The sequence below is a fragment of the Thermomonas sp. genome, assembly GCF_023953935.1.
Lineage (GTDB): Bacteria > Pseudomonadota > Gammaproteobacteria > Xanthomonadales > Xanthomonadaceae > Thermomonas.
In genome coordinates this window covers 14,353-40,640 of record NZ_JAMLIW010000005.1, presented here as the reverse complement: position 1 = coordinate 40,640, position 26,288 = coordinate 14,353, and the positions used below count along the sequence as shown (strand labels likewise).

Genomic DNA, 26,288 nt, shown 5'->3' with positions numbered 1-26,288 from the left:
CGGCGCGCCCGCGTCTACTGCCCGGCCTGGTCGATCTGTGACTGCTCCCGCGCCGCCGCGTCCTGGGTCTGGTTGACCGCGTTGCGCGCGGCGTCTTTGTAGCCATTGGCGGTGGCGGTGATCGGCGAGGTCGTGTCCGCCGCCGGCGCGGCCGCAGGTGTCGCGCCGGCCTGCGGGTCCGGGCGCCGGGTTTCGTCCGGGGCCTGATCCGGGGTGCAGGCGGACAGCAGCAACAAGACACAGCAAGCCAGCAGCAGGCGGCGCATGGGACACTCTCCGTTGAGCGGTGGCCTATCCTACGTCCAACGCCGCGACCGGAGCATGTGCATGCCTTCTCCCCGCTGGACCCTCGACGGCCAACGCGCGCTGGTGACCGGCTCCAGCGCCGGGATTGGTTTCGCGATCTGCCGCGAGTTGCTCGGTTTCGGCGCGCAGGTGCTGATGACCGCGCGCGACGCGGAGCAGCTGGAAGCGGCCCGCGCCGAACTGGAAGACGCTTTTCCCGGCCCCGAAGACGCCGTGCTGGCGCTGCCGGCCGATGTGACGGACGAAGACCAGCGCGCCGAGCTCATCGACTGGGCGCGCGGCCAGGGCGGGTTGCACATCCTCGTCAACAACGCCGGCGGCAACCTCACCCGTCCCGCGCTGGACTATGGCGAAGACCAGTGGCGCGAAATCTTCGAGGTCAACCTGTTTTCGGCCTTCGAACTGTGTCGCCTCGCCCATCCGCTGCTGGAGCGCCACGCCAGCTCCAGCATCGTCAACGTCGGCAGCGTTTCCGGCCTGACCCACGTGCGTACCGGCGCGCCCTACGGGATGAGCAAGGCGGGGCTGCATCAGATGACCCGCAATCTTGCCGTCGAATGGGCCGAGGACGGCATCCGCGTGAATGCCGTCGCGCCCTGGTACATCCGCACCCGCCGCACTCAGAGCAAGCTGGCCGATCCCGATTACCTCGACGAGGTCTTGCTGCGCACCCCGATCGGCCGAATCGGCGAACCCGAGGAAGTCGCCGCCGCCGTTGCCTTCCTGTGCCTGCCCGCCGCCGGCTACATCACCGGCGAGTGCATCGCGGTGGACGGCGGGTTTTCGCGCTACGGGTTTTGAGGGCGGCGCGCGAAACCGTCACCGGGCAAACATCACGAACCTGCTCCGGCCCGGACTTCCGGCATTGGTGTCACCTTCACCGGGGAGTTTTGCGCAACCGGCACCAGCCCCATTGGCAAGGATGCGGCCAGGCACTCCCGCGACGTCAGCGCTCGGGCTTCCGATTCAGCCTGCCGTTCCGCGGGCGTCGGCGGTGATGAGCCCGCGCGGGATATGAAGGTCACCGGGATCTTCATCTCGGTATGCACAGGCCGACCATTCACCAGTTCCGGCTGGAAATGCATCTCCGCAACCCAAGCGTTCAAGCCGTCACGGAACCAGCCCAGATACCGGCGGCTGTCTTCGTCGTTGGGGTCGATCGAAGTCACTTTGGCACTGCCATCGTCCTGGATGGCAAAGTGAACGGTAAAACTGCCCCCCAGATCACGCCTCTGGGCATCCAATGGATATTTTGGAGCGGGCCAAAATCCTGTCGAACTGCTCAGATTCCCGGGCCCATTGCCCTTGAAGTCCAGCCCCATCCGGTAGCCTTCCGCCACCGGCACCGCGCACATGCCCACCCGCACCCAGGTGGTCGCTGACACCGCGACGCCGTTTTCGCGCGCGGGCAGATATTGCCAAGTCGCCACTCTGCGCTCGACGTAATCGCGGACTGCTTCCGGAAAATCCGCGGGCGCTTCAACATGGAGCACCTTGCCCTGAGCGTCGACGTCCACCCGGACGTCAAGGTAATAGGAAAGGACGCCGGGCTGCGTTGGTTCGGCCGCACGCAGGGGCAAGGTGGCGGCAACTGCAAGCAGCAGGCACAAGGGGCGCATGGAATCTCCTGGCCGGGAGCATCGACTGGCTGTCACAATAACGCCGACACATTGCTGCCGCCAGAGCGCTGACAGTGGGGGTCAGTTGCATGGCGCAGCGAAATCCCCCATAATCCCGCCTCTTGCGTGCCGCCATTCGGGTTCGATGGCCCGGCGCGAAGCTGTTCCAGCACAACGCGAGGCGACGTTCCGCAGCCGCAACGGCGAGGGAACCAGCCCGACCATGCACCCCTGAAACGAGTTCTCCATGAAGACTTTCATCGCCAAGAACGAGACCGTCCAGCGCGACTGGTACGTCGTCGACGCCGAGGGCAAGACCCTTGGCCGCCTCGCCGCAGCCCTGGCCTACCGCCTGCGCGGCAAGCACAAGCCCGTGTTCACCCCGCACGTCGATACCGGTGACTATCTGGTCGTCATCAATGCCGACAAGGTCGCGGTGACCGGCAACAAGCTCAACGACAAGCTGTACCACCGCTTCACCGGCTACGTCGGCAACCTCAAGACCGAATCGCTGGCGCAGGCGCTGGAGCGCCATCCCGAGCGCGTGCTCGAGATCGCCGTCAAGGGCATGCTGCCGAAGGGCCCGCTGGGCCGGCAGATGTACCGCAAGCTCAAGGTTTACGCCGGCGCCGAGCATCCGCACGCCGCCCAGCAGCCGCAGCCGCTCGAAGTCTAAGGTCCGATCATCATGGCAATCACCCAGAATTACGGCACCGGCCGTCGCAAGTCCTCCACCGCCCGCGTGTTCCTGCGCAAGGGCAGCGGCACCATCACCATCAATGACCGTCCGCTGGACGAGTTCTTCGGCCGCGAGACCGCGCGCATGATCGTGCGCCAGCCGCTCGAGCTGACCAAGCACGTCGAGACCTTCGACATCAAGGTGACGGCATCCGGCGGCGGCACCACCGGCCAGGCCGGCGCGATCCGCCTCGGCATCGCCCGCGCGCTGGTCGAGTACGACGAAACCCTGAAGTCCGAACTGCGCAAGGCCGGGTTCATGACCCGCGATGCGCGCGAGGTCGAGCGCAAGAAGGTGGGCCTGCACAAGGCACGTCGCGCCACCCAGTTCTCCAAGCGCTGATTCCTTCGCCTTCTGGCGTTGGCGCGCCGGCTCGCCGTACGTCAAGTACTGTCTTCGCCGACGCGCCTTAGCCAGAAGACAAATGAACCGCGCTTGGGCGTTGTCGTGGTAGCTTGCCTGTACGCTTCTACGGGCGGCGCTACCGCTCCTACCCACGGAACGATGGTCTACGCGCTTGCAGGTGGCGTTCAGTCGGCAAGCGCGTTTGGTTTTACAATCCGCTCCATAGCCCCGTCGCCAAGCGGTAAGGCACCTGACTCTGACTCAGGCATTCGGAGGTTCGAATCCTTCCGGGGCTGCCATATTCGAAATGGTTTGATCCACACAACCCGCCGCATGGCGGGTTGTGTCGTTTCGGGGCGGGCGCGGTGGGACAATGGGCCCCGTTTCCCGGATCGTCGTGATGCCTCCCGTTGCCGTGTTCACCCCGCCAGCCGTCGCGCTGGCCGATCTCGATGGCACCTTGCGCGAGCGCGGCTACGCGGTGCTGGCGGCGGCGGATGTCGCTGCTCTGGCCGGCGTGGACGCGCAGGCGCTGGCGGCGTTGGTACCCGGCTGGGACGACTTGCCGCCCGACCATTATCTGAAGGATGGCGGACGCTACCGCAGGCGCCGGCATTCCTGCTACGTGGTGACCGCTGCCGGGGTGCAGCCGGTGCCGCAGCGGAGGCACTGGCAGCCGGTCGAATACAACGCCCTGCACGGCGGGATGGAGCGCTGGTTCGAACCGGTGGGCCCGACCACCGTCGCGCAGCCGGCGTGGGCCGCGTTGATCCGCGCGCTGGCGCAGGCCTGCTGGCGGCAGGCACCCGGGCCGCGCTGGCATGTCGAAGCCCACCAGTTCCGGATCGACACCACCGATGGCGTCGGCCGGCCGACCCCGGAAGGCGCGCACCGTGACGGGGTGGATTTCGTCGCGGTCTTTCTGGTCGGACGCCAAGCGATACGCGGAGGTGAAACCCGGGTATTTGCCGCACAGCGGCGCGAAGGCGAGCGTTTCACGCTGTCCGAGCCCTGGTCGCTGCTGCTGATGGAAGACGCGCGGGTGATCCACGAATCCACCCCGATCCTGCCGCTGGATCCGGCCCGGCCCGGCCACCGCGACACCCTGGTGCTGACCTTCCGCGCGGCCGCGTTTCTCGGCGACGACTGAGCACCCGGCCACGGCGGCGTCACCCCGATACAATGTCCGGCTGAATCAAGACGCGAGGGTGGCGGCAATGAAACTGGGATCCCTGAAGCAGGGCGGGCGCGACGGCAGTCTGATCGTGGTGTCCCGCGACCTGAAAACCGCGGTGCGCGCCGAGGCCATCGCGCCGACCCTGCAGCGTGCGCTGGAAGACTGGGACGCCGCTGCGCCACGGCTGAACGCGCTGTACGAAGACCTGTGCGCGGGCCGCGCCGCCGGCGCGTTCGTGCTCGATATGCACCTGCTTGCCGCGCCGCTGCCGCGCGCCTACGAATTCGTCGACGGCAGCGCCTACCTGCCGCACGTCGAGCGGGTGCGGCGTGCGCGCGGGGCCCAGGTGCCGGAGAGTTTCTACGTCGATCCGCTGATGTACCAGGCGGTCAGCGCCGGTTTCCTCGGCCCGCGCGATCCGGTCAAGGTGGTCAGCGCGGATTACGGCATCGATCTGGAAGCCGAGGTGGTGGTCATCACCGACGACGTGCCGATGGCCGTCACGCCGGAGCAGGCCGCCGAACACATCCAGCTGATCGGCCTGGTCAACGACGTCTCGCTGCGCAACCTGATCCCGCCGGAACTGGCCAAGGGCTTCGGCTTCCTGCAGTCCAAGCCGCGCAGCGCGCTGTCGCCGGTATTCGTCACCCCGGACGAACTGGGCGCGGCCTGGCAGGGCAACAAGGTGCATCTGGCCATGCTCACCCACATCAATGGCGAGTGGTTCGGCGCGCCCGAAGCCGGTGTGGACATGCAGTTCGATTTCGCCCAGCTGATCGCGCACGCCGCCAAGACCCGGCCGCTGTCGGCCGGCACGATTGTCGGTTCGGGCACCGTGGCCAATGAGGACACTTCCCTGGGTGCCTCGTGCTTTGCCGAGCGGCGCACGGTGGAAACCCTGCGCGACGGCAAGCCGAGCACGCCGTTCATGGCGTTTGGCGACCGGCTGCGGATCGAAATGCTCGATGCCGAGGGCCGCAGCGTGTTCGGCGCCATCGAGCAGACCATCGAGCAGCAGCCCCGGCCTTGATCGAACGGGGGCTTGGCGGTCAAACTGGCAGGACGGACGGCGCCTGCCGGGCGCCGCGATCGGCTAGGGTGATGCGATGGGCGGCCCCAAGTTCGACAAATTGCAGCTCTACTCCTACTGGCGATCGAGCGCGGCTTATCGCGTGCGGATCGGGCTGAACCTCAAAGGTCTGGACTACGAGATCATCCCGGTCCATCTGGTGCGCGACGGCGGCCAGCAGCACGCACCGGAGTACCGGGCGATCAACCCGCAGGAGCTGGTACCGACCCTGCTGCACGGCCAGCGCCGGCTCACCCAGTCGCTGTCGATCCTCGAATATCTGGACGAGGTCTGGCCGGACCGGCCGCTGCTGCCGGCGACGGCGCGCGAACGCCAGCGCGCGCGCGCGCTGGGCCTGCTGGTGGCCTGCGACATCCACCCGCTCAACAACCTGCGCGTGCTGCAGTATTTCGAACGTGAGTGGCATGTGCCACAACCCGAACGCGACGGCTGGGTGCGGCACTGGATCGAGGCCGGGTTCCGGGTGGCCGAATTGCAGCTGGCCGACCATCCGTCCACCGGCACCTACTGCGATGGCGACACCCCGGGATTTTCCGACTGCTGCCTGATTCCGCAGATCTACAACGCCCGTCGCCATGGCGTGGACATGACGGCTTATCCGGCGCTGTGCCGGATCGAGGCCGAATGCCTGGCGCTGCCGGAATTCGACGCCGCGCGCCCGGAAAACCAGCCGGACGCGCACTGACGCAGGCCCTCCTGTCGCGGGCCCTGCCGCGGTGTTGCCTCAGGCGCTGGCGGCGTTGAACACGTCGGCGTAGGGGTCGTGCTCGCCGCTGGCGCCCTCCGACAGCCGGAACTTGAGCGCCAGACCGTCGCGGGAGTCGGCTGCCTTGAGCGCTTCCTCCATGTCGATCCGGCCTTCCTTGTAGAGCCGGAACAGGCACTGGTCGAAGGTATGCATGCCGTCCTGCAGGGATTCCTCCATCGCCTGCTTGATCTTGTGCACCTCGCCGCGCCGCATCAGGTCGCGGATCAGCGGGGTATTGATCAGCACCTCGGTGGCCGGCATCCGGCGGCCGTCCGCGCCGAGCACGAGGCGCTGGCTGATCACGGCCTTCAGGTTCAGCGCGAGGTTCATCAGCACGTTCTTGTGCGCGCCCTCGGGGAAGAAGTTGAGGATGCGCTCGATGGTCTGGTCGGCATTGTTGGAGTGCAGGGTGGCCAGACAGATGTGGCCGGTTTCGGCGAAGGCGATCGCCGCTTCCATGGTCTGCTCGTCGCGGATTTCGCCGATCAGGATCACGTCCGGCGCTTCGCGCATCGCGTTCTTCAGGGCAGCGTGGAAGCTGTGGGTGTCGAGCCCGACTTCGCGCTGGTTGACCACCGACTTCTTGTGCCGGTGCAGGTATTCGATCGGGTCCTCGATGGTGAGGATGTGGCCGGTGGTGGTGGTGTTGCGGTGGTCGATCATCGAGGCCAGCGTGGTCGACTTGCCCGAGCCGGTGGAGCCGACGATCAGGATCAGCCCGCGCGGGGCCATGATGATGTCCTTGAGCACCGTCGGCAGCTGCAGATCTTCGATGCTGGGGATGTCGCTGCGGATCGTGCGGATCACCAGCCCGACTTCCCCGCGCTGCTGGAACACGTTGACGCGGAAGCGCCCGCAGCCGGGCACCGAGATTGCCATGTTCAGTTCTTTCTCGCGCTCGAATTCGGTGATCTGCGCCTGATCCATCATCGCGTAGGCAATCGCCTTGCATTCGCCGGGCGCAAGCGGGGATTGCGTCATCGGTACCAGTTCACCTTCGAACTTGATGTTCACCGGCGAGCCGGTGGACAGGAACATGTCCGAGGCGTTCTTCTCCATCATCGTCTTGAAAAACGGGCCGATATCCATTGCGCTCTCCCATCGCCGCGCGGCGCGCCGTTGCATCGTCGGCGCCAGCTTCCCACAATGGCCGCAGGCATCCACGACTTGCGGCCTCCCATGCGTCCAAGCTTCGCACAAATCCGCCATGCCCTGCACGCCCTGCTGGCGATCGGGGCGCTGACTCTGGCCGGCTGCGCCACCCTGCCGCCGCCAACCGCCGAGCTGGAAGCGGCGCGACAGGCGGTGGCCGGCGCCGCGGCCGCCGACGCCGACCAGTACGCGCCGCAGGCGCTGGACGCGGCGCGGCGCGAGCTGCAGGCCGCGCAGGCGGCGCTGGAGCGCAAGCGCGATGCCGATGCGCGCACGCTGGCGCTGTCGGCCGCGGCCGATGCCGACCTTGCCCGGGTGCGCAGCCGCAGCCAGACCACGCGCTCGGCGTTGGCGCAGCTGCGCGCCGATGTTGATGGTCTGCGCGCGCAGCTGCAGATGGAGCAGACCGCGGGAATCGGCGCGAACCTGCTGGATGCGCCGGCGCCCGCCGGAACGCTCGAACAGCGGCTGCTGGCGCTGGACGCGGATCCGCTGCTGGCAGGGCTGGCCCGGTTCGAGCGCTTGCAGGCGCATCAGGCCGTCACCGCGCTGGCGGCGGCCGGGCGCAGTGCCCAAGCGGCGGCCGCGGCGCTGGCGCAGCGCCGGGTCGAGGTCGCCGAACAGGCGGCGCGGGTCGAAGCCGCGCGGCGCGAGGTCGAACGCCTGGAGCGCGAGCGCAGCGACCTGCGTGTGGAGGCCAGCCGGCGTGACGCCGAGCGCGCCCGCGCCGAGGCCGATCGACTGCGCCTGCAGGCCCAATTGCAGGCCGAGGAGGCGCAGCGCCAGCAGGCGCGCACCGAGCAGGCCGAAGCCGCGCTGGACGGCGCGGTGGCGGTGCAGCAGGGCAAGGCCGAAGCCGCCCGCGCCCGCGAGGCCGAGCTGGCGCGCAAGGAGGCCGAGCTGACCGCCGGCGCGTCCCTGCCGCCGGTGCGGCGCGATGCGCGCGGCGATGTTTACACCCTGGCCGGCAGCGCCTTTGCCAGCGGCCAGGCCGAGCTGACCCCCGAGGCCACCGCCAGCATCCGGGCGCTGGGCATTTATCTGGCCGCGCTGGCCGGCGGCGCGATCCAGGTGGTTGGCCATACCGACAGCCAGGGCGCAGCTGCGGCCAATCAGGCCCTGTCCGAACGCCGCGCCCAGCAGGTGCGCGCGACCCTGGTCGCGGCCGGCGTGGCGCGCAGCCGGGTCAGCGCCAGCGGCGCCGGCGCGGCCCGACCGGTGGCCGACAACAACAGCGCCGCGGGCCGGGCGAAGAACCGCCGGGTCGAGGTGATCGTTTCGTCAAGCAATTGATTGCAGAAAGGTTTTTCGGATACCTCGGCCGGTTTCCGCAAGGTTCAGCGCGGGGGCTTGCAGGCGGCCGCGGGTCGGCGTAGGGTCGGATACCCAGATGGTTCGATTTCACGAACAGCCGTCTGGCCGGAGATCGGCCGATGCATGATCCGTTCGACAACGCCCCGTTCGACAACCCGGGGGCAGCCAACGCACCGAGCGTGTGCGGGGGAGACCGGGTGATGCATGCCGGCCCCGTGGTCCACCCATTCCCGAGCGCCCCGCCCGATTCTTTGGCGGGGCGTTTTCATTTCCATGCCCGGCACGTCGCCGGGCCAGTGGTTCGCGGTGCGGCTCGATCCGCGCCGCTTGGCATGGCGGCAGCCCACGCTGCTGCTCCCGCAATGCGCCTTCCCGCTCGGGATCGGCGCTGTTTCGCTGCAACAGGAGGTCTTCATGTTTGAAGGGCAACCGCAGGAACAGATCGAGGCACTGATGAACGCCAACGCCGAGTTCCGCAAGCTGTATTACCACCATCGTGACCTTGATCAGCAGGTCAACGACGCGGAGCGCGGCGTGCTGCCGATCGACGATGCCCGGCTCGGGCAGATGAAGCGCGAAAAACTGGCGCTCAAGCAACGCTTGCTGGAGATGTACGACCGCGCCAATTAGGGCGCACACGGATCCATCACTTGCGTGAATGATCCGTGGCCGGCCGTTCTTGGCCGGCAGGCAACGCTGACTTGATCAGCGTTGCCTTGGCGCCCGAAACGCCACCCTTCCGGCCGCCCCGTGGCGGCCGGAACAGCGGGAAACCGGTCCGGGCCGCATGCTAGGCTGTGGCCGATCATTCGTGGTGGCCAGTCAAGCAGTGACGAGAGTGAAACAATGAATGCAACAGCCGACTCGTGGCCTGCCTCGCGCAAGGCGGCGCTGGTGCTGGAAGTGTTGGGCGGGCACCGGGACGCCGCGCAGGCGGCGCAGCAGGCAGGGGTGCCGCGGACGCAGTTGGAAGCCTGGATCGGTATCGCGCGGCAGGGCATCGAAGCGGCGCTGCGCGCCGAGTCCGCGGCTCCGGCGGGCGCGCACGGGGACCTGCGCGACCTGATCCGGCGCCCGTTCGCCGATCGCGACACGGTGACGGTTGCGCTGGATGACAGCCTGAGCAGCGCCTGGCAGCGGATGCGCGGCGAAGGCATCTCGCAATTGCCGGTGATGGAACACGAGCGCATCGTCGGTATCCTCGACGAATCCGACGTGCTGCTGCACGTCTATGGCGATGAAGCCCGCTTCAACGATCCGGCGCGCGCGGCGATGGTGCAGCGGCTGGACAAGGTGGACGTGCGCGCCCCGATCGAAGCATTGTTGCCGGTATTCGACCGCGGCCACGTCGCCATCGTGATGGAAGGCGAGCACTTCCTCGGCCTGATCACCCGGATCGACCTGCTCGATTACCTGCGCAGCAAGGTAGGCTGACGATCAAGCCCGCGCGCGCTGTTTCGCGCGGGCCAGCCCGGCGTCTCAGCCCAGCGCCTGCTCCAGTTCCGGCAGCACCTGGAACAGATCGCCGACCAGGCCGATGTCGGCGATCTCGAAGATCGGCGCGTCGCCGTCCTTGTTGATGGCGACGATCGTGCCGGCATCCTTGATGCCGGTCAGGTGCTGGATTGCGCCGGAAATGCCGACCGCGATATAGAGCTCGGGGGCGATGATCTTGCCGGTCTGGCCGACCTGCAGGTCGCTCGGGACGTAGCCGGCGTCGACCGCCGCGCGCGAGGCGCCCACCGCCGCGCCGAGCCTGTCGGCGAGGTGGTAGATGATCTTGAAGTTGTCTTCCGAACCGACCCCGCGACCACCGGAGACCACGCGCCGCGCCGATTGCAGGTCGGGGCGGTCGGAACTGGCGCTGGCCAGGCCGATGAAGCGGGTGTGGCTGGGCAGTGTGGCATCGACGCTGGCCGCTTCGACCGTGGCGCTGCCGCCCGCGGCGGCTTCCGGCCAGGAGGCGGTGCGCACGGTCGCGACCACTTGACTGCCGGCCGGCATTTCGACGGTGATGATCGCGTTGCCGGCGTAGATCGGGCGCTTGAAGCTGTGGCTGCCTTCGACCGCCATCAGATCGGAGACCTGGTCGACACCGAGCAGCGCCGCGACCGCCGGCATCAGGTCCTTGCCGAAGGTGGTCGAGGGCCCGAACACGTGGCTGTAGCCACCGGCAAGCGCAGCCACCTGCGGTGCCTGTACCTGGGCGATGGCGTGGGCATTGGCCGGGTTGGCGACGGCGAGCACCTTGCGCACGCCGGCGATCTGCGCCGCCTGCGCGGCAATGGTGGCCGCATCGGCGGCCAGCACCACGATGTCGATGGCGGCAGGTGAGAGCGCGGCGGCGGCAGACACGCAGCGCGCGGTGGCGGCGTTGAGCCTGCCATTGAGGTGTTCGGCGACGATGAGAACGGTGGACATCACAGCAACCCCTTCTGCTTGAGCGCGGCGACCAGTTCGGCCGCATCCTTGACCATCACCCCGCGGCTGCGGCCGGCGGGCGGCGCGTAGTGGGTGACGGTCGGGGTCGGGCCGGTTTCCACGCCCAGCTCGGCCAGCGCCAGCGTCTGCAGCGGCTTGCTCTTGGCCTTCATGATGTCCGGCAGCTTGATGAAGCGCGGCTCGTTCAGGCGCAGGTCGGCGGTCACCACCGCCGGCAGGTCGACTTCCAGCGTCTCCAGCCCGGCGTCGACTTCGCGCACTACCGTGGCCTTGCCGCCTTCGATCGTCAGCTGGCTGGCGAAGGTGGCCTGCGGCCGGCCCCACAGGGTGGCCAGCATCTGCCCGGTCTGGTTGGCGTCATCGTCGATCGCCTGCTTGCCCAGCAGGACCAGATCGGGCTGTTCGCGCTCGACGAGTTTGAGCAGGGCGCGGGCGGCGGCCAGCGGTGCCAGCGGCTGTTCGGCCACCACGTGGATGGCGCGGTTGGCGCCCATGGCGAGGCCATTGCGTAGGTGCGGCTGGGCGTCGGCGGGGGCAATGGTGGCGACGACGACTTCGGTGGCGATGCCCTTGTCGCGCAGGCGCAGCGCTTCTTCCAGCGCGATGTCGTCGAACGGGTTGGGGGAGAGCTTGACGCCGTCGGTGACGACGCCAGAGCCGTCCGGCTTGACCTGGATGCGGACGTTGGCGTCCACCACGCGCTTGTAAGCGACGAGAATCTTCATCGTGAGAACCGTTGAGTGAGGGCGGGCCGTGCCTTGAAATGCCCGACCCCCAATTGTACCGGACGCCGGCGTATGCCGCCGTTGCAGGCCGGGTCTTGCACCAAAGTACGCTGGGCCTTGACGCGCATGTCGCTAGAATGGCCGCGTCGATTCGAAGCGGAGACGGGTCCGTGGCTGCAAAGAGCAAGCTTTATCCCAGTGCGGTGGCTGCCCTCGATGGGTTGGTGGCTGATGGCCAGACCCTCGCGGTGGGCGGGTTCGGCCTGTGCGGCATTCCCGAGGCGCTGATCGCGGCGCTGCGCGATTCCAACGTGCATGGGCTGACGGTGATTTCCAACAATGCCGGCGTCGATGGCTTCGGCCTCGGCCAATTGCTGGGGACGCGCCAGATCAAGAAGATGATTTCGTCCTACGTCGGCGAGAACAAGGAATTCGAGCGCCAGTTTCTCGCCCACGAGCTGGAGCTGGAGTTCAACCCGCAGGGCACCCTGGCCGAGCGCCTGCGCGCCGGCGGCGCCGGCATCCCGGCGTTTTTCACTGCCACCGGCTACGGCACCGTGGTCGCCGAGGGCAAGGAAACCCGCGAGTTCAACGGCCGCATGTACGTGCTGGAAACCGCGCTGACCGCCGACGTTTCGCTGGTCAAGGCGTGGAAGGCCGATCCTTCCGGCAACCTGGTGTTCCGCAAGACCGCGCGCAACTTCAACCCGGCCTGCGCGATGGCCGGCAGGACCTGCGTGGTCGAAGTCGAGGAATTGGTGGGCCTGGGTGACATCGAGCCCGATCACGTCCACCTGCCCGGCATCTACGTGCAGCGCATCGTGGTCAACGCCACGCCCGAAAAGCGCATCGAACAGCGCACCCTGCGCACGGACTGACGTTTTTCCTTCTCCCCCACGGGAGAAGGTGCCCGAAGGGCGGATGCGGGCAAGGCGAAGTCGCTTGCACCCGGATTCCGCCGCTTCACCAAACACTCGCCCCAACCCTTCTCCCGGAGGGAGAGGGGCCAACAAGGAGCACAGCAACATGGCCTGGAACCGCGAACAGATGGCACGTCGCGCCGCGTTGGAACTCACCGACGGTGCCTACGTCAACCTCGGCATCGGCCTGCCGACGCTGGTGGCCAACTACCTGCCCGATGGCGTGAACGTGTGGCTGCAAAGCGAGAATGGCCTGCTCGGCATCGGCCCGTTCCCGACCGAGGCCGAGCTCGACGCCGACCTGATCAATGCCGGCAAGCAGACGGTGACGGCGCTGCCCGGGTCGAGTTTCTTCGGCAGCCACGATTCCTTCGCGATGATCCGCGGCGGCCATATCGACATCGCCATCCTCGGCGCGATGGAAGTGACCGACAAGGGCGATCTGGCGAACTGGATGGTGCCCGGCAAGATGGTCAAGGGCATGGGCGGGGCGATGGACCTGGTCGCCGGCGTGCGCCGGGTGGTGGTGCTGATGGAGCATTGCACCAAGGCCGGCACGCCCAAGATCCTGCCGCAGTGCACCTTGCCGCTGACCGGCGTGGGTGTGGTCAGCCGCATCATCACCGAGCTGGGCGTGTTCGACATCACCCCGGAAGGCCTGAAGCTGGTGGAGCTGGCCGAAGGCGTCAGTCGTGAGGAAGCGGCGAGCAAGACAGGCGTGCCGCTGCACTGACAAGGCCACCCCGCGCACTGCCGAGAGGCTCCGGGAGGTCGGTCCTTTTCGCGAAATCAAGGAGGAGGCAGCGGCTGGGCCGCTGCCGGGGGACATTCGCGAAAAGGACCGACCTCCCGGAGCTTGTCAGTGTTTCCCGCAACCCACACTGCGGGGACATTCGCGAAAAGGGTCGGCCTGCCGGCGTCAATCAGGCTCACAAGCGCATCGAAGCAAGGGCACCAGTCCGCAGACTTGCCTCCGGAGCGCTAACGCACGCGCACGACCAGCGCGATGCCCAGCAACAGCCAGGGCAGGCCGATCGCGGCGCTGAGCAGGCTGGTTCCGTACAGTCCGCGGAAGCTGTCGACGCGCGCTCGTGATGGCTGGGCCGGGTCGAACACGACCTCGACCCGCGATCCTGTCGGCGCGTCATGCCTGGATTGCTTGCAGTCGTCATTGTCAGTGAAGCGGTAACTGGCCCCTTGGTGGAAAAATTCCACGATCGGGCAATACCACTGGCCTACCCTGCGACGCGTCTGCCGCTCGTGATCGACGATGGTCCCGTTGGCGGTCAGGCCCGTGCTGGTCAAACCATGGGCGGCCGCGGCGAGTTTGGCCGAGTAGCCGAGGATGGCAAGCCCGGGCAGGCAGAAGATCAGGAAGAAGATCACGCGCAGTTTCAGTTTCATGGCGCTGCTGCCCCCATCTTCGCGTTGCCTACATGTTCTGGTAATTCGGTCCGCCGCCGCCCTGCGGCGCGACCCAGACGATATTCTGGGTGGGGTCCTTGATGTCGCAGGTCTTGCAGTGCACGCAGTTGGCAGCGTTGATCTGCAGGCGCTCATGGCCCGGCTCGCCGACGAATTCGTACACGCCGGCCGGGCAGTAGCGCGCCTCGGGGCCGGCGTATTGCTTCAGGTTCACTTCAACCGGGACCGTCGGATCCTTCAGGGTCAGGTGCGAGGGCTGATTTTCGTCATGGTAGGTGCTGGAGAGAAACACCGAGCTCAAGCGGTCGAAGGTCAATACGCCGTCGGGCTTGGGATAGTCGATTTTCGGCTGCGCTGCGGCCGGTTGCAGGCAGGCGTGGTCCGGCGTGGCGTGGTGGAGCGTCCAGGGCGGGGTGCGGATTCCCAGCTTGGGCAGCAGCCATTGCTCGACGCCGGTCATCAGGGTGGCGAAGTTGCGGCCCTTCTTGAACCACTGCTTGAAGTTCTTGGATTGCTGCAGTTCGGCGTGCAGCCAGCTTGCTTCGAATGCCGCCGGGTAGGCGGAAAGCTCATCGTGCTGGCGGCCTTCGCCCAGCGCCGCGAATGCCGCTTCGGCGGCCAGCATGCCGGTCTTGATCGCGGCGTGGCTGCCCTTGATCCGGCTGGCATTGAGGAAGCCGGCTTCGCAGCCGATCAGCGCGCCGCCCGGGAAGATTGTCTTCGGCAGACTCTGCAGGCCGCCAACGGTGAGAGAGCGGGCGCCATAGCCGATCCGCTTGCCGCCTTCCAGATGCTTGCGGATGGCGGGGTGGGTCTTGAAGCGCTGGAATTCGTTGAACGGGCTCAACCACGGGTTCTTGTAATCGAGGCCGATCACGAAACCGATCGCGATTTGCCCGCCTTCGGCGTGGTACAGGAACGAACCGCCGTAGGTGGCGCCGTCCAGCGGCCAGCCGGCGGTGTGCACGACCAGGCCGGGCTGGTGTTTGGCCGGGTCGGCCTGCCACAGTTCCTTGATGCCGATGCTGTAGCTCTGCGGGTCCTTGCCGGCGTCGAGCTGATACTTTGCAATCAGCTGCCGGCCGAGCTGGCCGCGCGAGCCTTCGGCGAACAGCGTGTACTTCGCCTGCAATTCCATGCCGCGCTGGAACTGGTCGGTGGGCTGGCCGTCCTTGCCGATGCCCATGTCGCCGGTGGCGACCCCGATCACGGCGCCGGCCGCGTCGTACAGCACTTCGGCGGCGGCGAAGCCGGGGAAGATTTCCACGCCCAGGCTTTCCGCCTGCTGCGCCAGCCAGCGCGTCAGCGCGCCGAGGCTGACGACGTAGTTGCCGTGGTTGTGGAAACACTTTGGCAGCAGCCAGTGCGGGGTGGCGCGGGCGCCGGTTTCGCTCAGGAAAAGAAATTCATCGCGCGTCACCGCCTGCTTCAGCGGCGCACCGCGCTCGGCCCAGTCGGGGAAGAGTTCCGCCAGCGCCTTCGGATCGACGATCGCGCCGGAGAGGATGTGCGCGCCGGGTTCGGAGCCTTTTTCCAGCACGCACACCGAGACCTCGCGGCCGGCTTGCGCCGCCAGCTGCTTGAGCCGGATCGCGCTGGCCAAGCCGCCGGGGCCGGCGCCGACCACGACGATGTCGTAGGCCATCGACTCGCGGGCAACGGCGTCCGGGGCAATGTCATTCATGATGAACTCCTGACGGCAATGCGTATTGCACCAGCGTCGAGTCGAGCGCGCACTCGATTCGGCCGCGGCAGGGGCCGCAGCCGCGCTGGCATCCTGCGCTCATGGGTGGTGCTGGCGCTGGTGTGCCTGGCCGGTTTCCAGCGCCCAGCCGGCGAGGTCATGGCTGAGGCTGCCGATTGCGTGGGCGAAGGCATCGGACACCTGTGCGACGTCGACCCCGGCGGCCGGCTGCGCAATCTTGAAGGTGCGGCTGCCGACGATGGCCCGGTCCGCCAGATGCAGCAGCTTCGCGTTGACCTCGATCGTGGCCGAGGGCGTCGCGCTGCCGGCGTAGTCGGAGCGGAAATCGCGCAGGTCGAGCAGCAGGCGATAGCCGGCGGCCGCGCCGCTGCCCTGGGCGCTGACGGCGGCGATCTTGCCGCTGTCCTCCAGCGTGCGCATCAGGCCGGTTTCGATCATCGCGCCGGGCGTTTGTGCCCAGCGCGCAGCGCGGTAGGCCTGCAGCTCGCCCGGGGTCGGGCTGACCATGATGTGCAGCCCGTCGAGGACCGGCGCGCCGGTGGGTCGTGCGATCTCCAGCGACCAGCTGACGGCGGGCCAGGCCGGATCGGGCTGGACCTCCAGCACCGGGGCGTAGATCGTGGTCGGCTCCTTGGGGCCACCGAGCAGGCTGCTGCAGCCGCACAGCAGGGCGAGGGCGAGCAGGACAGGGGCGTGGTGTCGGATGCGCTTCATTTCGGGTCGAACTCCTGGGGCGCATTGCGGCCGAGGATGTAGCGGGCCGGGTTGTTCTCCATGCGATCGGTCATGGTATGCAGTTCGCGCAGCAGGCCGCGCAGTTCGGTCAGGGTGGGGGCAACCTGGCCCAGGCCGTCGTTGGTGAAGCTGCGGATGGCCGGCCGGTTCTCGGAAATCATCGCATTGGCATTGCCGGCGGCGGAATCGAGTTTGGCAATCGTCGCGTCGAGCTTGTCCAGCAGCGCCGGCAAACGGCGGACCAGGTTCTGGTCGATGCCCTCGATCGCGCCATTGGTCGTGGCCAGGGTGGTCTTCAGCGCCGCGCTGGCGTCGCGGGCGTTGGCGATCAGCTGGGCGATGTTTTCGCGGTTCTGGGCCAGGGTGGTGGTGGTCTGGTCGAGGTTGGCCAGGATCGTGTTGAAGCGGCGGATGTTCTCTTCGCTGGTCAGCTTGTCGAGCCGCGCCACCAGCCGGTTGGCGGTGTCGGCGATGTTCTGCAGGGCGGAAGGTGCGGTGCGGATGATCGGGTAATCGTCGCCCGCCAATGCTTCCAGCATCGGGGCATCGGGCTTGCCGCCGCTGAGCAGGATGAACGGCACGCCGGTGATGCCCTGCTGCGACAGCCGCGCGGTGGTGTCGACCTTGATCGGGGTGTTCTTGCGCAGCTTGAGAATGGCGATGACCTTGCGTGAGTCCTTTTCATCCAGGCTCAGGCTCTCGACCGTGCCGACGCCCAGGCCGTTGTACTGGACGCTGCTGCCTTCGGTCAGGCCGGTGACGGCTTCGTCGAAGATGACCTCGTAGGTGCGCCAGTCGCGCGAGGTCGAGAACTTGGTGGCCCACAGCGTGAACAGCAGCAGGAAGATCACCGTCAACACGGTGAATCCGCCGATCAAAACGTAATTGGCCTTGGTTTCCATTCAATGGGCCCTCGCTGGTGCCATGGTGCAACAAATCGCGGGACGTTGCCGCCCCGGCGCGGTGCGCGATCGTGGAGCGTGCGGCTTACTCACCGCGCGCCGCCCTGCCGCGCGGGCCGTTGAAGTATTCCTGCACCCAGGGGTGGTCGAGTTTTTCGAGTTCGGCCACCGGGGCGGTGGCGACCACCCGGCGGTCGGCCAGCACCGCGACCCGGTCGCAGATGGTGTACAGCGTATCCAGGTCGTGGGTGATCAGGAATACGGTCAGGCCCAGCGCCTGCTGCAGCGCCATGATCAGCTGGTCGAAGGCGGCCGCGCCGATCGGATCGAGCCCGGCGGTGGGCTCGTCGAGGAACAGCAATGGCGGATCCAGTGCCAGTGCGCGCGCCAGGCCGGCGCGCTTGCGCATGCCGCCGGAGAGCTGCGAGGGCAGCTTGTCGATGGCGCCGGCCGGAAGACCGGCCAGCTTGATCTTGAGCAGCGCCAGCTCGTAGCACAGCGAGTTGTCGAGGTCCGGGTAGTGTTCCTTGATCGGCACCTGCACGTTCTCGCCGACGGTCAGCGAGGAAAACAGCGCCCCGTCCTGGAACAGCACCCCGCTGTTGCGCTCGATGTGGCGGCGGATCTCCGGCTTGGGGTTGCGTGCGTCCACCCCGAGCACCTGGATCTCGCCGGCGTTGGGCGTGCGCAGGCCGAGGATCGAGCGCATCAGCACCGACTTGCCGGTACCCGAGCCGCCGACCACGCCGAGGATCTCGCCGCGGTGGACGTCGAGGTCGATGCCGTCGTGGACCACCTGTTCGCCGAACCGGTTGACCAGCCCGCGGATGCGGATCAGCGCGCTGTCGTCGACCACGACGCCGTCAATGGTGCGGAAAACCGAGCCGGACGCCATCTCAGTAATCCATCTGCATGAACCACAGCGCGGCGAAGGCGTCGATCACGATCACCATCGAGATCGTCTGCACCACGCTGGAAGTGGTGCGCTCGCCCAGCGACTGCGCGGTGCCCTGGGTTTGCAGGCCTTCCAGACAGCCGATCAGCCCGATCACGAGGGCGAAAATCGGCGCCTTGACCATGCCGACGATGAAGTGGCGGAACTGCATCATCTCGGACATCCGCGCCATGTAGGCCGGCGCCGGGATGTCGAGGTTGAATGCCCCCACCGCCATGCCGCCGAGCAGACCGGCGATCATCGCGATGAAGGTCAGCAGCGGCAGCATGGCCAGCAGCGCCAGCACGCGCGGGATCACCAGCAGGTCGACCGGATCGAGGCCGAGCACCCGGATCGCGTCGACCTCCTCGTTGTTGACCATCATGCCGATCTGGGCGGTGAACGCGCTGGCGGTACGGCCGGCGAGCAGGATCGCGGTGAGCAGCACGCCAAACTCGCGCAGGAAGGCGGCGCTGACCAGTTCGACCACGAAGATGGTGGCGCCGAAGTCCTTGAGCACCATCGCGCCGAGAAAGGCGATCACGGCGCCAACCATGAACGACAGCAACGCCACCAGCGGCACCGCGTCCAGGCCGATCTGCTCCATGTGGTGCACGGTCGAGGTCAGGCGGAAGCGGCTGGGTTCCTTGAACAGGCGCAGGACCTTGACCATGAATTCGCCGAAGAAGCTGACCAGCGCCATCACTTCGCCGGCGTTGTCGATCAGCCCGTAGCCCACCCGGCCCAGCATCGCGCGCACGCCGTACTCGCGTTTGCCCTGCGGCCGGTCGTCGTGGACATCCTCGATCGCGTCCACCAGCTGCTGCTGGTCGGAACGGAACTGCAGCGCCGCATAGGAAATCTTGTGGGCGTCGGCATAGCGCAGCAGCTGCAGCACGCCCAGAGTGTCGAGGCGTTCGCAGTCGCGCGCATCGACCGCCTTGGTGCCGGCGTCGGCCTTGCGCAGCGCCGCCCGCACCTCGGCCGCGTAGCGCAGGGTCCAGCGCCCGCGCAGGCGCAGGACGCCGCCCGCGTCGGTCTCGACGAAGTCGGCGGCAGGACGGTAGTGGCTGTCGTCGCTGGCCATGAACCCGTCAAGCTTACGCAAATGTGGTCCTGCGTGGGAAAACCGCGGCGACGCGTGGCATCCTGTGCGCCCACGAACGCCCGCCACCATGACCGACGCGACCTACTCCGACCGCATCGCCTTCGTCGAGGAACTGGCCTGGCATCTGCACGCCTACGGCACCACGGCCGAGCGCATGGAAGGGGCGATTGGACTGGTCGCGCGGCGCTTGCAGGTGGAATGCGAGCCGTGGTCCAACCCGGCCGGGATCATCCTGTCGTTCCGCGATCCTGCCCGTCCGGCCCGACACACCGATGTCACCCGGATCGTGCGGCCGGGGCTGGGCGATACCCATCTGCGCCGGCTGTGCGCCGCCGACCGGATTGCCGAGGACGTGATTTGCGGGCGGCTGGACATCGCCGAGGGTCGCGCGGCGCTGCATGAACTGGAACGGCGGCCGACCGGCCGGGAAAATTCGCTGCTGGTGCTGGGCTTCCTGCTGGCCTCGACGGCGGTGGCGGGGCTGTTCCGCCTGCCCTGGCTCGATATCGGCGTGGCCGCCGGCACCGGGCTGCTGATTGGCCTGCTGCTGGTGGCTTCGCAGTCGCGACCGCGCCTGCGCGAAGGCTTCGAGGCGCTGTCGGGCCTGCTGGCCGGCAGCATGGCAATCCTGGCCAGCGTCCTGCTGGGCGCGCTGAACCTCAATACCGTGATCATCGCTTCGTTGATCGTGCTGGTGCCGGGAATGACCCTGACCCTGGCGGCCAGCGAATTGGCCAACCGCCATCTGGTGTCCGGGACCGCGCGCTTTGCCGGCGCGGTGATGACGGTCGTGAATCTGACCATCGGCACGGCGATTGCCTTGGCCGTGGCCGGGTTCCTCGGTCTCGAGCCGCAGGTGCGGGCGCTGCGGCCGCAGCCGGAATGGGTGGTCTGGTGCGCGCTGGCGCTGGGCGCGTATGCCTTTGCGGTGTTGTTCCAGGCCCGCCGCCGCGATTATCCGCTGGTCATGGCCGCCGCAGTCGGCGGTTATCTGGTATCGCGCTATGGCGGGGAATGGCTGGGCGCATCGGCGGGGGTATTTCTGGCGGCGCTGGCGACCACCGCCGCCGGCAATGCCTATGCGCGCATGGCCAACCGGCCGGGGGCGCTGGTGCGACTGCCGGGCATCATCATGCTGGTGCCGGGCAGCGTGGCCCTGCGCGGGGTGGTGTCGATGGTCCAGTCGCAGGATTTGAGCGTCGGGCAAACCGCGGCGCTGGCGGTGTTCAATACCCTGATGGCGCTGGTGGCCGGGCTGGTGTTCGGCAATCTGCTGATCAGCGCGCGCCGCAATCTTTGAGGGAATCCATCTTTGCGGAATCCATTGATTCGGTAAATGAAAACGCCGGCGCGTGCCGGCGTTTTCAATATCCGCTCTGCTGCAACCCGATTACTTGATCAGGAATTCATCGGCCTTGTGGCCGGCGCCGGTCAAGGCGGCCAGCCAGCGTGGCTGGCGGCCGCGGCCGGACCAGGTTTCCGAGGCCTTGGCCGGATTGCGGTATTTCGGGGCCACCTTGCTGCCGGATTTGGCCTTGCCCTTGCGGGCCGCCCGTTTGGCCGGCGCGGCGGCAGTGCCGCCCTTGCCGAACAGTTCCTCGAAGCTCCAGCCGGCCGCTTTCAGCAGCCGGGCGACGGCGGCCTTGGTTTGATTGGCAGGCTTGCGCTTGGCCAGCACCTTGCGGCGGCTGTTGGCGCGCTTGATCAGTGCGCTCAGTTCCTGGCTGCTCAGATTTTCGATATTCATGGGCATCGTTGCGATTTCCTCAGGATATTTCGGATTCGTTAGAAACATCCGCGGCGCGGACCGCCGGATAATACCCTGAAAATACGCAAATGAAAATGCGGTGCCGCCCGAATCAGGTCGGCAGGAGTTTGGCCAGCAGTGCGCTCCGATCCAGGGTTTCCGATTCGGTTTCGGAACGTGCCCGATATTCGAAGGTGCCGGCGGCCAGCCCGCGCGCGGACACCACGATGCGGTGGGGAATGCCGATCAGTTCGATATCCGCGAACATCGCGCCGGGGCGCAGGCCGCGATCGTCCAGCACGCAATCGAGGCCGGAGGCATTCAATTCCGCATGCAGTGCCTCGGCGGCGGCGGCGATCTCAGGGTCGTTTTTCGGATTGATCACGCACACCGCCACCTGCCACGGGGCGATGGCCGCCGGCCAGCGGATGCCGGCCGCGTCGTGGTTTTGTTCGATCGCCGCGGCCACGATCCGGGAAATGCCGATGCCGTAGCAGCCCATCGCCGGGTGGACGGATTTGCCGCCGGCGTCCAGCACGGTGCAGCGCATGGCTTCCGAGTATTTGCGACCCAGCGCGAACACATGCCCGACTTCGATGCCGCGGCACAGCCCGAGCCGGCCCTGGCCGTCGGGAGAAGGGTCGCCGGCGACCACGTTGCGGATATCGGCCACCTCGGGCTCGGGCAGATCGCGGCCCCAATTCACCCCGGCGATGTGGAATCCCGGTTTGTTGGCGCCAATCACGAAGTCCGCCAATGCCGCAACGCTGCGGTCGGCGATCACGCGGATGGGTTTGCGCGGCTGCAGCGGGCCGAGGAAACCGGGCTCGCTGCCGAGAAATTCCAGGATTTCCGCTTCGGTGGCCAGGCGCGAATCGGTCATGCCGGGCAGTTTGCCCAACTTGATTTCGTTGACCAGGTGATCGCCGCGCACCAGGGCCAGCACGAATTGGTCGCGGCCTTCGGCATCGTGACCCATCAATGCCACCGATTTGGCGGTGCGCTGCAAGGCGATGCCGAGCAGGGCGGCCACGTCTTCGCAGGTTTTCTGGGTCGGCGTGGCGACTTCGCGCAAGGCTTCGCCGGCGGCCGGACGCGGGCCGGGCGCCAGCGCTTCCGCCAGTTCCACGTTGGCGGCGTAATCGGAAGTATCGGAATACGCGATCGAATCCTCGCCGGAATCGGCAAGCACGTGGAATTCGTGCGAGGCGCTGCCGCCAATGGCGCCGGTATCGGCAGCCACCGCGCGAAACTTCAGCCCGAGCCGGGTGAAGATGCACGTATAGGCCTCGTACATGCCGCGATAACCGGCGTGCAGCGAGGCTTCGTCGACGTGGAAGGAATAAGCGTCCTTCATGATGAATTCGCGCGCCCGCATCACCCCGAAACGCGGCCGGATCTCATCGCGGAATTTGGTCGTCACCTGATAGAAATTGACCGGCAGCTGCTTGTAGCTGGCGATTTCCTGGCGGAAGAAATCGGTGACGGCTTCTTCGGCGGTCGGAGTGAAACAGTATTCCTGTTCCTTGCGGTCGCGGATTTTCAGCAGCTGCGGGCCGAATTTCGCCCAGCGCCCGGTTTCTTCCCACAATTCCCGCGGCTGGATCGAGGGCATCGCCATTTCGATCGCGCCGGCGCGATTCATTTCCTCGCGCACCACCGATTCAACCTTGCGCAGCACGCGCAGTCCCAGCGGCGACCAGGTGTAGAGGCCGGCCGCGAGCTTGCGGATCATGCCGGCGCGCAGCATCAGCTGGTGGCTGACGATTTCGGCGTCGGCGGGGGTTTCCTTTTCGGTGCGGAGGTGGAACTGCGACAGGCGCATGGCATTCCAGCGTGGGGAAAACCCGCATTTTGCCATGTTGACCGGCTCAATCGCGGTCGCCGCGCACCTCGATCCCGTCATGGGGTGTTTTGCTGACGCGTTCGTAGCGGCGCCCCTGCGGCGGTGCATCGGTGATTTGCAGGTTGCCGGCATCGTCGCGCCAGCGGTACAGGGTGTTGGCACGCTCGGCTTGGATGGCGGCCGCTTCGGCCGCCACCTCGCGTTCCTGGGCGCGGCGCGGCATTTCACGGGTGAACCACCACCATGCCGCGACCGCCAGCGCGGCCGCGAGCACGATCGCGCCCAGCAGCTTCATTACTGGTCGGCGGCGGGTGGGCAGTAGGCCTTGACTGCGGCCTGATTCAGCTCGACCTGCGCCTTGCGCTCGTCGGCGCTGAGGTTGCGGTCGGGCTTGCCGTCACCGTTGGTATCGATGCCGATCGCCTCGGTGCTTTGCAGCCGCGACAGGTTGTTGCGCACGCCCTTGCACTGCGCGCTTTCCGCGGCGGCGGGCGCGGCCGTCGGTGCCGGCGTGCCGCTGTTGTTGACGTTGCGCACCGTGTATTGGCTTTCCGGGCGGACGTCGGTGTACTGGCTGACGCCGTTGGCGTCCTTGCGCTGGTAGATGCGCTGCTGGGCCAGCAGCGGGGTTGCCACCAAGGTGATGCCCAGCGCCAGCGCCAGGGTTCGGAAGAGGGTCATGGGTGCTCTCCGGGGGAATGTCCGTTGATTGCAGCACCGCAGCGGCGCCACTGCAAGTTTTTCGAAGAAAGCTTCCGAACAATGCCGGCATGCGGGCGCGCAGGACGACCCTCGGGTTTGCCGCACCCCCGACTCGGAGAGGAACTTGCGCGCTGACCGGGATCAGCCATCGGCCTTGCGCAGCTCCACCCGCCGGTTGAGGGCGCGGCCTTCTTCACTGTCATTGCTGGCGACCGGCTGGCTTTCACCGTGGCCTTCGGCCTGCAAGCGCTCGCCGGCGATGCCGTGCGCGACCAGCCAGGCCACCACCGTCTGCGCGCGGCGATTGGACAGGTCGATGTTGTGGGCGTCGCTGCCTTGCGCATCGGTGTGCCCGGCGATCACCAGCTTGAGCGACGGATGCTGCTTGAGCAGATCCAGCACCTGGCCCAGCACCGCGTCGGACTCGGGCCTGAGGCTGTCCTTGTCGGTATCGAAATGGATGCCGTAGATATCGACTTTGCCGATCCGGTCCAGCTGCTCGCGCAGGCCGGCGCTGGTCTTCTGCGCGGCCTTGAGCCGGAGCACGACCCGCACATCGTCACCGGCCACCAGATCGGCGGCTTCGGTCGCGGCCTGATAGTCCGGATGGCTGCCGGACACCACGGCCAGCCCCGCCGGCACGCCGCTCAGGGTGAAGTTGCCGTCCGCGCCGGTGGTCATCTGCGCGGTGTTGCTGGCCGACACCAGCACGCCGGCCAGCGGCGCGCCGGACTCTTCGTCGATGACGATCCCGTGCACCGTGCCGGTGTAACGCCAGGGTTTGGGGTTGATCAGGATGCGCACGAAATCCAGCGCGTAGCCATCGGCGACGTCGTGGCTGGGGTCGTCGATGCGCAATTCGAACTTGCCCTCGCGCAGCAGGCCGATCTGCTCAGGCAGCAGTTCGACCGTGACCAGTTTGCCGATCGGTCCGGTCTGGTCGAGCGCGTTCAACGTGGTGGCCACCACCGGCACTTCGGTGCCGTTGATCCACACGCGATAGGTGGCGCCCCACACCCGCGCCTGGAAATCGTCCACGAACAGCTGCAGCGCCGCGCGTTTGACCTCGATGCCGTCGAGGTCGAACGCCACCCGCAGCGGGCGCGGGTCATTGTCCGGCCGCGACGTACTGGCGGTGTATCCATCGCCGGAGGCACTCTTGAACCCGCTGGGCACCATGATGCGATCGGTGCCGGAGGCGTCACTCTCGCCCGGCTTGAAGGGATAGCTGTGAACCGGCGTCGAACGCCCGGTGAACAGGTCGAAGCCATCCGGGAAGCCGAAGCCGAAATTGTCCATGTCGCCGATCTGCACCATCAGTTCGGCGTCCGGCCCATCGCGCTCGACCTTGTCCGGGGCCGGCCAGGCGTCGGCGGCGGGCGGGCTGGCGGTCGCCTGGGCGGCCTGTGCCGCGGCAGGGGCGGCGGCCTGGGCCGGGGCCGCGGCGGCGGCTTGCGCCGGGGCCTGCAGCTTGCAGCCCGGCAGCGCCAGGACCGCGAGCAAGCACGCGGTCAACGCGGTCAACGCGGTCAACGGCAATCGGTGCATCGGCATGGCGTCTGGTCCTCGATCACGGCAATGGCCTTGCCGACAATCACGGACTTTCACCGCTTGGGCGGCCACGCGCAAGCGCGGCCCGTTCAGTCGATCAGGTTGCGCCCGTGGTAGAGCTCCTCGATCTCGCGCTTGAGCCGCGCTTCGATCTTCATCCGTTCCTTGAACGACAGGTTGCGCGCCTTTTCCTCGAACAGGTAGTTGTCGAGATCGAAATCGCGCACGTGCATCTTGGTGTGGAACAGGTTTTCCTGGTACACGTTGACGTCGATCATCTCGTAGCGGGTGCGGATGTTCTTGGCCAGGTAGTCCTGGATCGAGTTGATCTTGTGGTCGATGAAGTATTTCTTGCCGCGCACGTCGCGGGTGAAGCCGCGCACGCGGTAATCCATCACCACGATGTCCGATTCCAGGGATTCGATCAGGTAGTTCAGCGCCTTCAGCGGCGAGATCACGCCGCAGGTGGAGACGTCGATGTCGGCGCGGAAGGTGGCGATGCCGTTGTCCGGATGGGTTTCCGGATAGGTGTGGACGGTGATGTGCGACTTGTCGAGGTGGGCGACCACCGCGTCGGAAATCACGCCCTTGGCGTCGGCCTTGTCGATCACCGGCTGCTCGGAGATCAGGATCGTCACCGACGCGCCCTGCGGGTCGTAGTCCTGGCGGGCGACGTTGAGGATGTTGGCGCCGATGATCTCGGCCACGTCGGTCAGGATCTGGGTCAGGCGATCGGCGTTGTATTCCTCGTCGATGTACTCGATGTAGCGCCTGCGCTCGTCCTCCGACGCGGCGTAGCACACGTCGTAGATGTTGAAGCTGAGCGACTTGGTGAGGTTGTTGAAGCCTTGCAGCCTCAGGCGCGGCAACGGTTTGACCACGGCATCGGAACCCGGTGGAAGGACGCAGACCGCGCATTATGCGACATGTCCGGGCGCGTGGCGTCACCGCTGCCGGCAAGCCGGCGCCCGACCGGGCAGGCCCCGCATCTGGGCGGCAAAAGTTTGCTCGCCGTCACGGTTCCGCCTAAGCTTGGCCGATTCATATCGGGATGCG

General features: G+C 67.2%; 28 protein-coding genes, 1 tRNA gene and 1 pseudogene. 13 read left to right on the top strand and 17 right to left on the bottom strand.

The genetic code is table 11. The annotated features are described in order from the left end of the window. Positions 1-14: 14 nt before the first annotated feature. Positions 15-266, bottom strand: coding sequence for a hypothetical protein (locus M9902_RS07030; RefSeq protein WP_297221801.1), 252 nt, complete (start codon positions 264-266; stop codon positions 15-17). A 61-nt stretch (positions 267-327) separates the two neighbouring features. On the opposite strand from M9902_RS07030, the gene M9902_RS07025 reads away from it, so the two are divergent. Further along, entirely contained in the window at positions 328-1,107 is a 780-nt protein-coding gene (locus tag M9902_RS07025) for an SDR family oxidoreductase (protein ID WP_297221800.1), read from the top strand. Between the two features lie 32 nt (positions 1,108-1,139). Here M9902_RS07025 and M9902_RS07020 read toward each other — a convergent pair whose 3' ends face one another. After that, a complete protein-coding gene (locus tag M9902_RS07020; protein ID WP_297221798.1) occupies positions 1,140-1,925 on the bottom strand; it encodes a hypothetical protein in 786 nt (261 codons plus the stop codon). A gap of 247 nt (positions 1,926-2,172) precedes the next feature. Here M9902_RS07020 and rplM point away from each other — a divergent pair, with 247 nt between their 5' ends. The 6 genes from rplM (at position 2,173) to maiA (ending at position 5,961) form a co-directional block, all read left to right on the top strand. Beyond that, positions 2,173-2,601 carry a 50S ribosomal protein L13 gene (gene rplM, locus M9902_RS07015; RefSeq protein WP_297221796.1) on the top strand — a complete coding sequence of 143 codons (429 nt, stop codon included), beginning with the start codon at positions 2,173-2,175 and terminating at the stop codon, positions 2,599-2,601. A gap of 12 nt (positions 2,602-2,613) precedes the next feature. Beyond that, a complete protein-coding gene (rpsI, locus tag M9902_RS07010; RefSeq protein WP_297221794.1) occupies positions 2,614-3,006 on the top strand; it encodes a 30S ribosomal protein S9 in 393 nt (130 codons plus the stop codon). 227 nt (positions 3,007-3,233) lie between these two features. Further along, positions 3,234-3,308, top strand: a tRNA-Gln gene (locus M9902_RS07005). Between the two features lie 101 nt (positions 3,309-3,409). Further along, positions 3,410-4,159, top strand: coding sequence for a 2OG-Fe dioxygenase family protein (locus M9902_RS07000; RefSeq protein WP_297221792.1), 750 nt, complete (start codon positions 3,410-3,412; stop codon positions 4,157-4,159). Between the two features lie 67 nt (positions 4,160-4,226). Further along, positions 4,227-5,216: a fumarylacetoacetate hydrolase family protein gene (locus tag M9902_RS06995; RefSeq protein WP_297221790.1), complete on the top strand. Its 990-nt coding sequence runs from the start codon at positions 4,227-4,229 to the stop codon at positions 5,214-5,216. A 76-nt stretch (positions 5,217-5,292) separates the two neighbouring features. Further along, entirely contained in the window at positions 5,293-5,961 is a 669-nt protein-coding gene (gene maiA / locus M9902_RS06990) for a maleylacetoacetate isomerase (protein ID WP_297170430.1), read from the top strand. A 39-nt stretch (positions 5,962-6,000) separates the two neighbouring features. Here maiA and M9902_RS06985 read toward each other — a convergent pair whose 3' ends face one another. Next, positions 6,001-7,113 (bottom strand): PilT/PilU family type 4a pilus ATPase, encoded by a 1,113-nt coding sequence (locus tag M9902_RS06985; protein WP_297170432.1) that lies wholly within the window; start codon positions 7,111-7,113, stop codon positions 6,001-6,003. 90 nt (positions 7,114-7,203) lie between these two features. On the opposite strand from M9902_RS06985, the gene M9902_RS06980 reads away from it, so the two are divergent. The 3 genes and pseudogenes from M9902_RS06980 to M9902_RS06970 all read left to right on the top strand — a co-directional run. Continuing rightward, positions 7,204-8,469, top strand: a complete 1,266-nt coding sequence (locus M9902_RS06980) for an OmpA family protein (RefSeq protein ID WP_297221787.1) — start codon at positions 7,204-7,206, stop codon at positions 8,467-8,469. 435 nt (positions 8,470-8,904) lie between these two features. Further along, entirely contained in the window at positions 8,905-9,120 is a 216-nt protein-coding gene (locus tag M9902_RS06975; protein ID WP_297171676.1) for a YdcH family protein, read from the top strand. Between the two features lie 414 nt (positions 9,121-9,534). Then, positions 9,535-9,924: pseudogene (locus M9902_RS06970) on the top strand (CBS domain-containing protein); the annotation flags it as partial. Between the two features lie 45 nt (positions 9,925-9,969). On the opposite strand, the gene M9902_RS06965 reads toward M9902_RS06970, so the two are convergent. Continuing rightward, the gene (locus M9902_RS06965; protein WP_297221785.1) at positions 9,970-10,911 is read right to left on the bottom strand and encodes an electron transfer flavoprotein subunit alpha/FixB family protein; all 942 of its coding nucleotides are present in this window, start codon (positions 10,909-10,911) and stop codon (positions 9,970-9,972) included. Then, complete coding sequence (locus tag M9902_RS06960; protein ID WP_297221783.1) at positions 10,911-11,657, bottom strand: electron transfer flavoprotein subunit beta/FixA family protein; 747 nt, start codon at positions 11,655-11,657, stop codon at positions 10,911-10,913. The genes M9902_RS06965 and M9902_RS06960 overlap by 1 nt, the downstream gene beginning before the upstream one ends. 149 nt (positions 11,658-11,806) lie before the next feature. Here M9902_RS06960 and M9902_RS06955 point away from each other — a divergent pair, with 149 nt between their 5' ends. Next, positions 11,807-12,535 carry a CoA transferase subunit A gene (locus M9902_RS06955; protein WP_297222073.1) on the top strand — a complete coding sequence of 243 codons (729 nt, stop codon included), beginning with the start codon at positions 11,807-11,809 and terminating at the stop codon, positions 12,533-12,535. Between the two features lie 148 nt (positions 12,536-12,683). Continuing rightward, positions 12,684-13,310: a CoA transferase subunit B gene (locus M9902_RS06950; protein ID WP_297171670.1), complete on the top strand. Its 627-nt coding sequence runs from the start codon at positions 12,684-12,686 to the stop codon at positions 13,308-13,310. 248 nt (positions 13,311-13,558) lie between these two features. On the opposite strand, the gene M9902_RS06945 is transcribed toward M9902_RS06950, so the two are convergent. The 6 genes from M9902_RS06945 to M9902_RS06920 form a co-directional block, all read right to left on the bottom strand. Continuing rightward, positions 13,559-13,963, bottom strand: a complete 405-nt coding sequence (locus M9902_RS06945) for a DUF3592 domain-containing protein (protein ID WP_297221780.1) — start codon at positions 13,961-13,963, stop codon at positions 13,559-13,561. A 46-nt stretch (positions 13,964-14,009) separates the two neighbouring features. Beyond that, entirely contained in the window at positions 14,010-15,686 is a 1,677-nt protein-coding gene (locus M9902_RS06940; protein WP_297171666.1) for an electron transfer flavoprotein-ubiquinone oxidoreductase, read from the bottom strand. 99 nt (positions 15,687-15,785) lie between these two features. Continuing rightward, positions 15,786-16,421 carry an ABC-type transport auxiliary lipoprotein family protein gene (locus M9902_RS06935; protein ID WP_297171664.1) on the bottom strand — a complete coding sequence of 212 codons (636 nt, stop codon included), beginning with the start codon at positions 16,419-16,421 and terminating at the stop codon, positions 15,786-15,788. Next, a complete protein-coding gene (locus tag M9902_RS06930) occupies positions 16,418-17,344 on the bottom strand; it encodes an MlaD family protein (protein WP_297221778.1) in 927 nt (308 codons plus the stop codon). The genes M9902_RS06935 and M9902_RS06930 overlap by 4 nt, the downstream gene beginning before the upstream one ends. Positions 17,345-17,429: 85 nt before the next feature. Further along, positions 17,430-18,239, bottom strand: a complete 810-nt coding sequence (locus M9902_RS06925) for an ABC transporter ATP-binding protein (protein ID WP_297171660.1) — start codon at positions 18,237-18,239, stop codon at positions 17,430-17,432. Position 18,240: 1 nt separating this feature from the next. Beyond that, positions 18,241-19,365 carry an ABC transporter permease gene (locus M9902_RS06920; RefSeq protein WP_297221776.1) on the bottom strand — a complete coding sequence of 375 codons (1,125 nt, stop codon included), beginning with the start codon at positions 19,363-19,365 and terminating at the stop codon, positions 18,241-18,243. An 88-nt stretch (positions 19,366-19,453) separates the two neighbouring features. Between M9902_RS06920 and M9902_RS06915 the strand changes: the two genes are divergently transcribed. Then, positions 19,454-20,686, top strand: coding sequence for a threonine/serine exporter family protein (locus M9902_RS06915; protein ID WP_297221774.1), 1,233 nt, complete (start codon positions 19,454-19,456; stop codon positions 20,684-20,686). A 90-nt stretch (positions 20,687-20,776) separates the two neighbouring features. On the opposite strand, the gene M9902_RS06910 is transcribed toward M9902_RS06915, so the two are convergent. From M9902_RS06910 to speD, 6 genes are all read right to left on the bottom strand, one after another. Continuing rightward, entirely contained in the window at positions 20,777-21,133 is a 357-nt protein-coding gene (locus M9902_RS06910) for an H-NS histone family protein (protein ID WP_297174275.1), read from the bottom strand. Positions 21,134-21,245: 112 nt separating this feature from the next. Next, positions 21,246-22,958, bottom strand: a complete 1,713-nt coding sequence (locus M9902_RS06905) for a proline--tRNA ligase (protein WP_297221771.1) — start codon at positions 22,956-22,958, stop codon at positions 21,246-21,248. Positions 22,959-23,004: 46 nt separating this feature from the next. Next, complete coding sequence (locus M9902_RS06900; protein ID WP_297174281.1) at positions 23,005-23,274, bottom strand: DUF4124 domain-containing protein; 270 nt, start codon at positions 23,272-23,274, stop codon at positions 23,005-23,007. After that, complete coding sequence (locus M9902_RS06895; protein WP_297174284.1) at positions 23,274-23,660, bottom strand: DUF4124 domain-containing protein; 387 nt, start codon at positions 23,658-23,660, stop codon at positions 23,274-23,276. Before M9902_RS06895 ends, M9902_RS06900 begins: the two co-directional genes overlap by 1 nt. A 162-nt stretch (positions 23,661-23,822) precedes the next feature. Beyond that, the gene (locus M9902_RS06890; RefSeq protein ID WP_297221769.1) at positions 23,823-25,235 is read right to left on the bottom strand and encodes an OmpA family protein; all 1,413 of its coding nucleotides are present in this window, start codon (positions 25,233-25,235) and stop codon (positions 23,823-23,825) included. A gap of 86 nt (positions 25,236-25,321) precedes the next feature. Further along, positions 25,322-26,113 (bottom strand): adenosylmethionine decarboxylase, encoded by a 792-nt coding sequence (gene speD, locus M9902_RS06885; protein WP_297174458.1) that lies wholly within the window; start codon positions 26,111-26,113, stop codon positions 25,322-25,324. Between the last annotated feature and the right edge of the window lie 175 nt (positions 26,114-26,288).

What these genes read in the sequence shown, in the direction of transcription:
- rplM (WP_297221796.1), top strand. Translation starts at nt 2,173, where the DNA reads ATGAAGACTTTCATCGCCAAGAACGAGACCGTCCAGCGCGACTGGTAC.
- M9902_RS06965 (WP_297221785.1), bottom strand. Translation starts at nt 10,911, where the DNA reads ATGTCCACCGTTCTCATCGTCGCCGAACACCTCAATGGCAGGCTCAAC.
- M9902_RS06935 (WP_297171664.1), bottom strand. Translation starts at nt 16,421, where the DNA reads ATGAAGCGCATCCGACACCACGCCCCTGTCCTGCTCGCCCTCGCCCTG.
- M9902_RS06940 (WP_297171666.1), bottom strand. Translation starts at nt 15,686, where the DNA reads ATGAATGACATTGCCCCGGACGCCGTTGCCCGCGAGTCGATGGCCTAC.
- M9902_RS06920 (WP_297221776.1), bottom strand. Translation starts at nt 19,365, where the DNA reads ATGGCCAGCGACGACAGCCACTACCGTCCTGCCGCCGACTTCGTCGAG.
- rpsI (WP_297221794.1), top strand. Translation starts at nt 2,614, where the DNA reads ATGGCAATCACCCAGAATTACGGCACCGGCCGTCGCAAGTCCTCCACC.
- M9902_RS06995 (WP_297221790.1), top strand. Translation starts at nt 4,227, where the DNA reads ATGAAACTGGGATCCCTGAAGCAGGGCGGGCGCGACGGCAGTCTGATC.
- M9902_RS06895 (WP_297174284.1), bottom strand. Translation starts at nt 23,660, where the DNA reads ATGACCCTCTTCCGAACCCTGGCGCTGGCGCTGGGCATCACCTTGGTG.
- M9902_RS06950 (WP_297171670.1), top strand. Translation starts at nt 12,684, where the DNA reads ATGGCCTGGAACCGCGAACAGATGGCACGTCGCGCCGCGTTGGAACTC.
- M9902_RS06890 (WP_297221769.1), bottom strand. Translation starts at nt 25,235, where the DNA reads ATGCCGATGCACCGATTGCCGTTGACCGCGTTGACCGCGTTGACCGCG.
- M9902_RS06925 (WP_297171660.1), bottom strand. Translation starts at nt 18,239, where the DNA reads ATGGCGTCCGGCTCGGTTTTCCGCACCATTGACGGCGTCGTGGTCGAC.
- M9902_RS06900 (WP_297174281.1), bottom strand. Translation starts at nt 23,274, where the DNA reads ATGAAGCTGCTGGGCGCGATCGTGCTCGCGGCCGCGCTGGCGGTCGCG.
- maiA (WP_297170430.1), top strand. Translation starts at nt 5,293, where the DNA reads ATGGGCGGCCCCAAGTTCGACAAATTGCAGCTCTACTCCTACTGGCGA.
- M9902_RS06985 (WP_297170432.1), bottom strand. Translation starts at nt 7,113, where the DNA reads ATGGATATCGGCCCGTTTTTCAAGACGATGATGGAGAAGAACGCCTCG.
- M9902_RS06915 (WP_297221774.1), top strand. Translation starts at nt 19,454, where the DNA reads ATGACCGACGCGACCTACTCCGACCGCATCGCCTTCGTCGAGGAACTG.
- M9902_RS06910 (WP_297174275.1), bottom strand. Translation starts at nt 21,133, where the DNA reads ATGAATATCGAAAATCTGAGCAGCCAGGAACTGAGCGCACTGATCAAG.
- M9902_RS06905 (WP_297221771.1), bottom strand. Translation starts at nt 22,958, where the DNA reads ATGCGCCTGTCGCAGTTCCACCTCCGCACCGAAAAGGAAACCCCCGCC.
- M9902_RS07025 (WP_297221800.1), top strand. Translation starts at nt 328, where the DNA reads ATGCCTTCTCCCCGCTGGACCCTCGACGGCCAACGCGCGCTGGTGACC.
- M9902_RS07030 (WP_297221801.1), bottom strand. Translation starts at nt 266, where the DNA reads ATGCGCCGCCTGCTGCTGGCTTGCTGTGTCTTGTTGCTGCTGTCCGCC.
- M9902_RS06975 (WP_297171676.1), top strand. Translation starts at nt 8,905, where the DNA reads ATGTTTGAAGGGCAACCGCAGGAACAGATCGAGGCACTGATGAACGCC.
- M9902_RS06930 (WP_297221778.1), bottom strand. Translation starts at nt 17,344, where the DNA reads ATGGAAACCAAGGCCAATTACGTTTTGATCGGCGGATTCACCGTGTTG.
- M9902_RS07020 (WP_297221798.1), bottom strand. Translation starts at nt 1,925, where the DNA reads ATGCGCCCCTTGTGCCTGCTGCTTGCAGTTGCCGCCACCTTGCCCCTG.
- M9902_RS07000 (WP_297221792.1), top strand. Translation starts at nt 3,410, where the DNA reads ATGCCTCCCGTTGCCGTGTTCACCCCGCCAGCCGTCGCGCTGGCCGAT.
- M9902_RS06980 (WP_297221787.1), top strand. Translation starts at nt 7,204, where the DNA reads ATGCGTCCAAGCTTCGCACAAATCCGCCATGCCCTGCACGCCCTGCTG.
- M9902_RS06960 (WP_297221783.1), bottom strand. Translation starts at nt 11,657, where the DNA reads ATGAAGATTCTCGTCGCTTACAAGCGCGTGGTGGACGCCAACGTCCGC.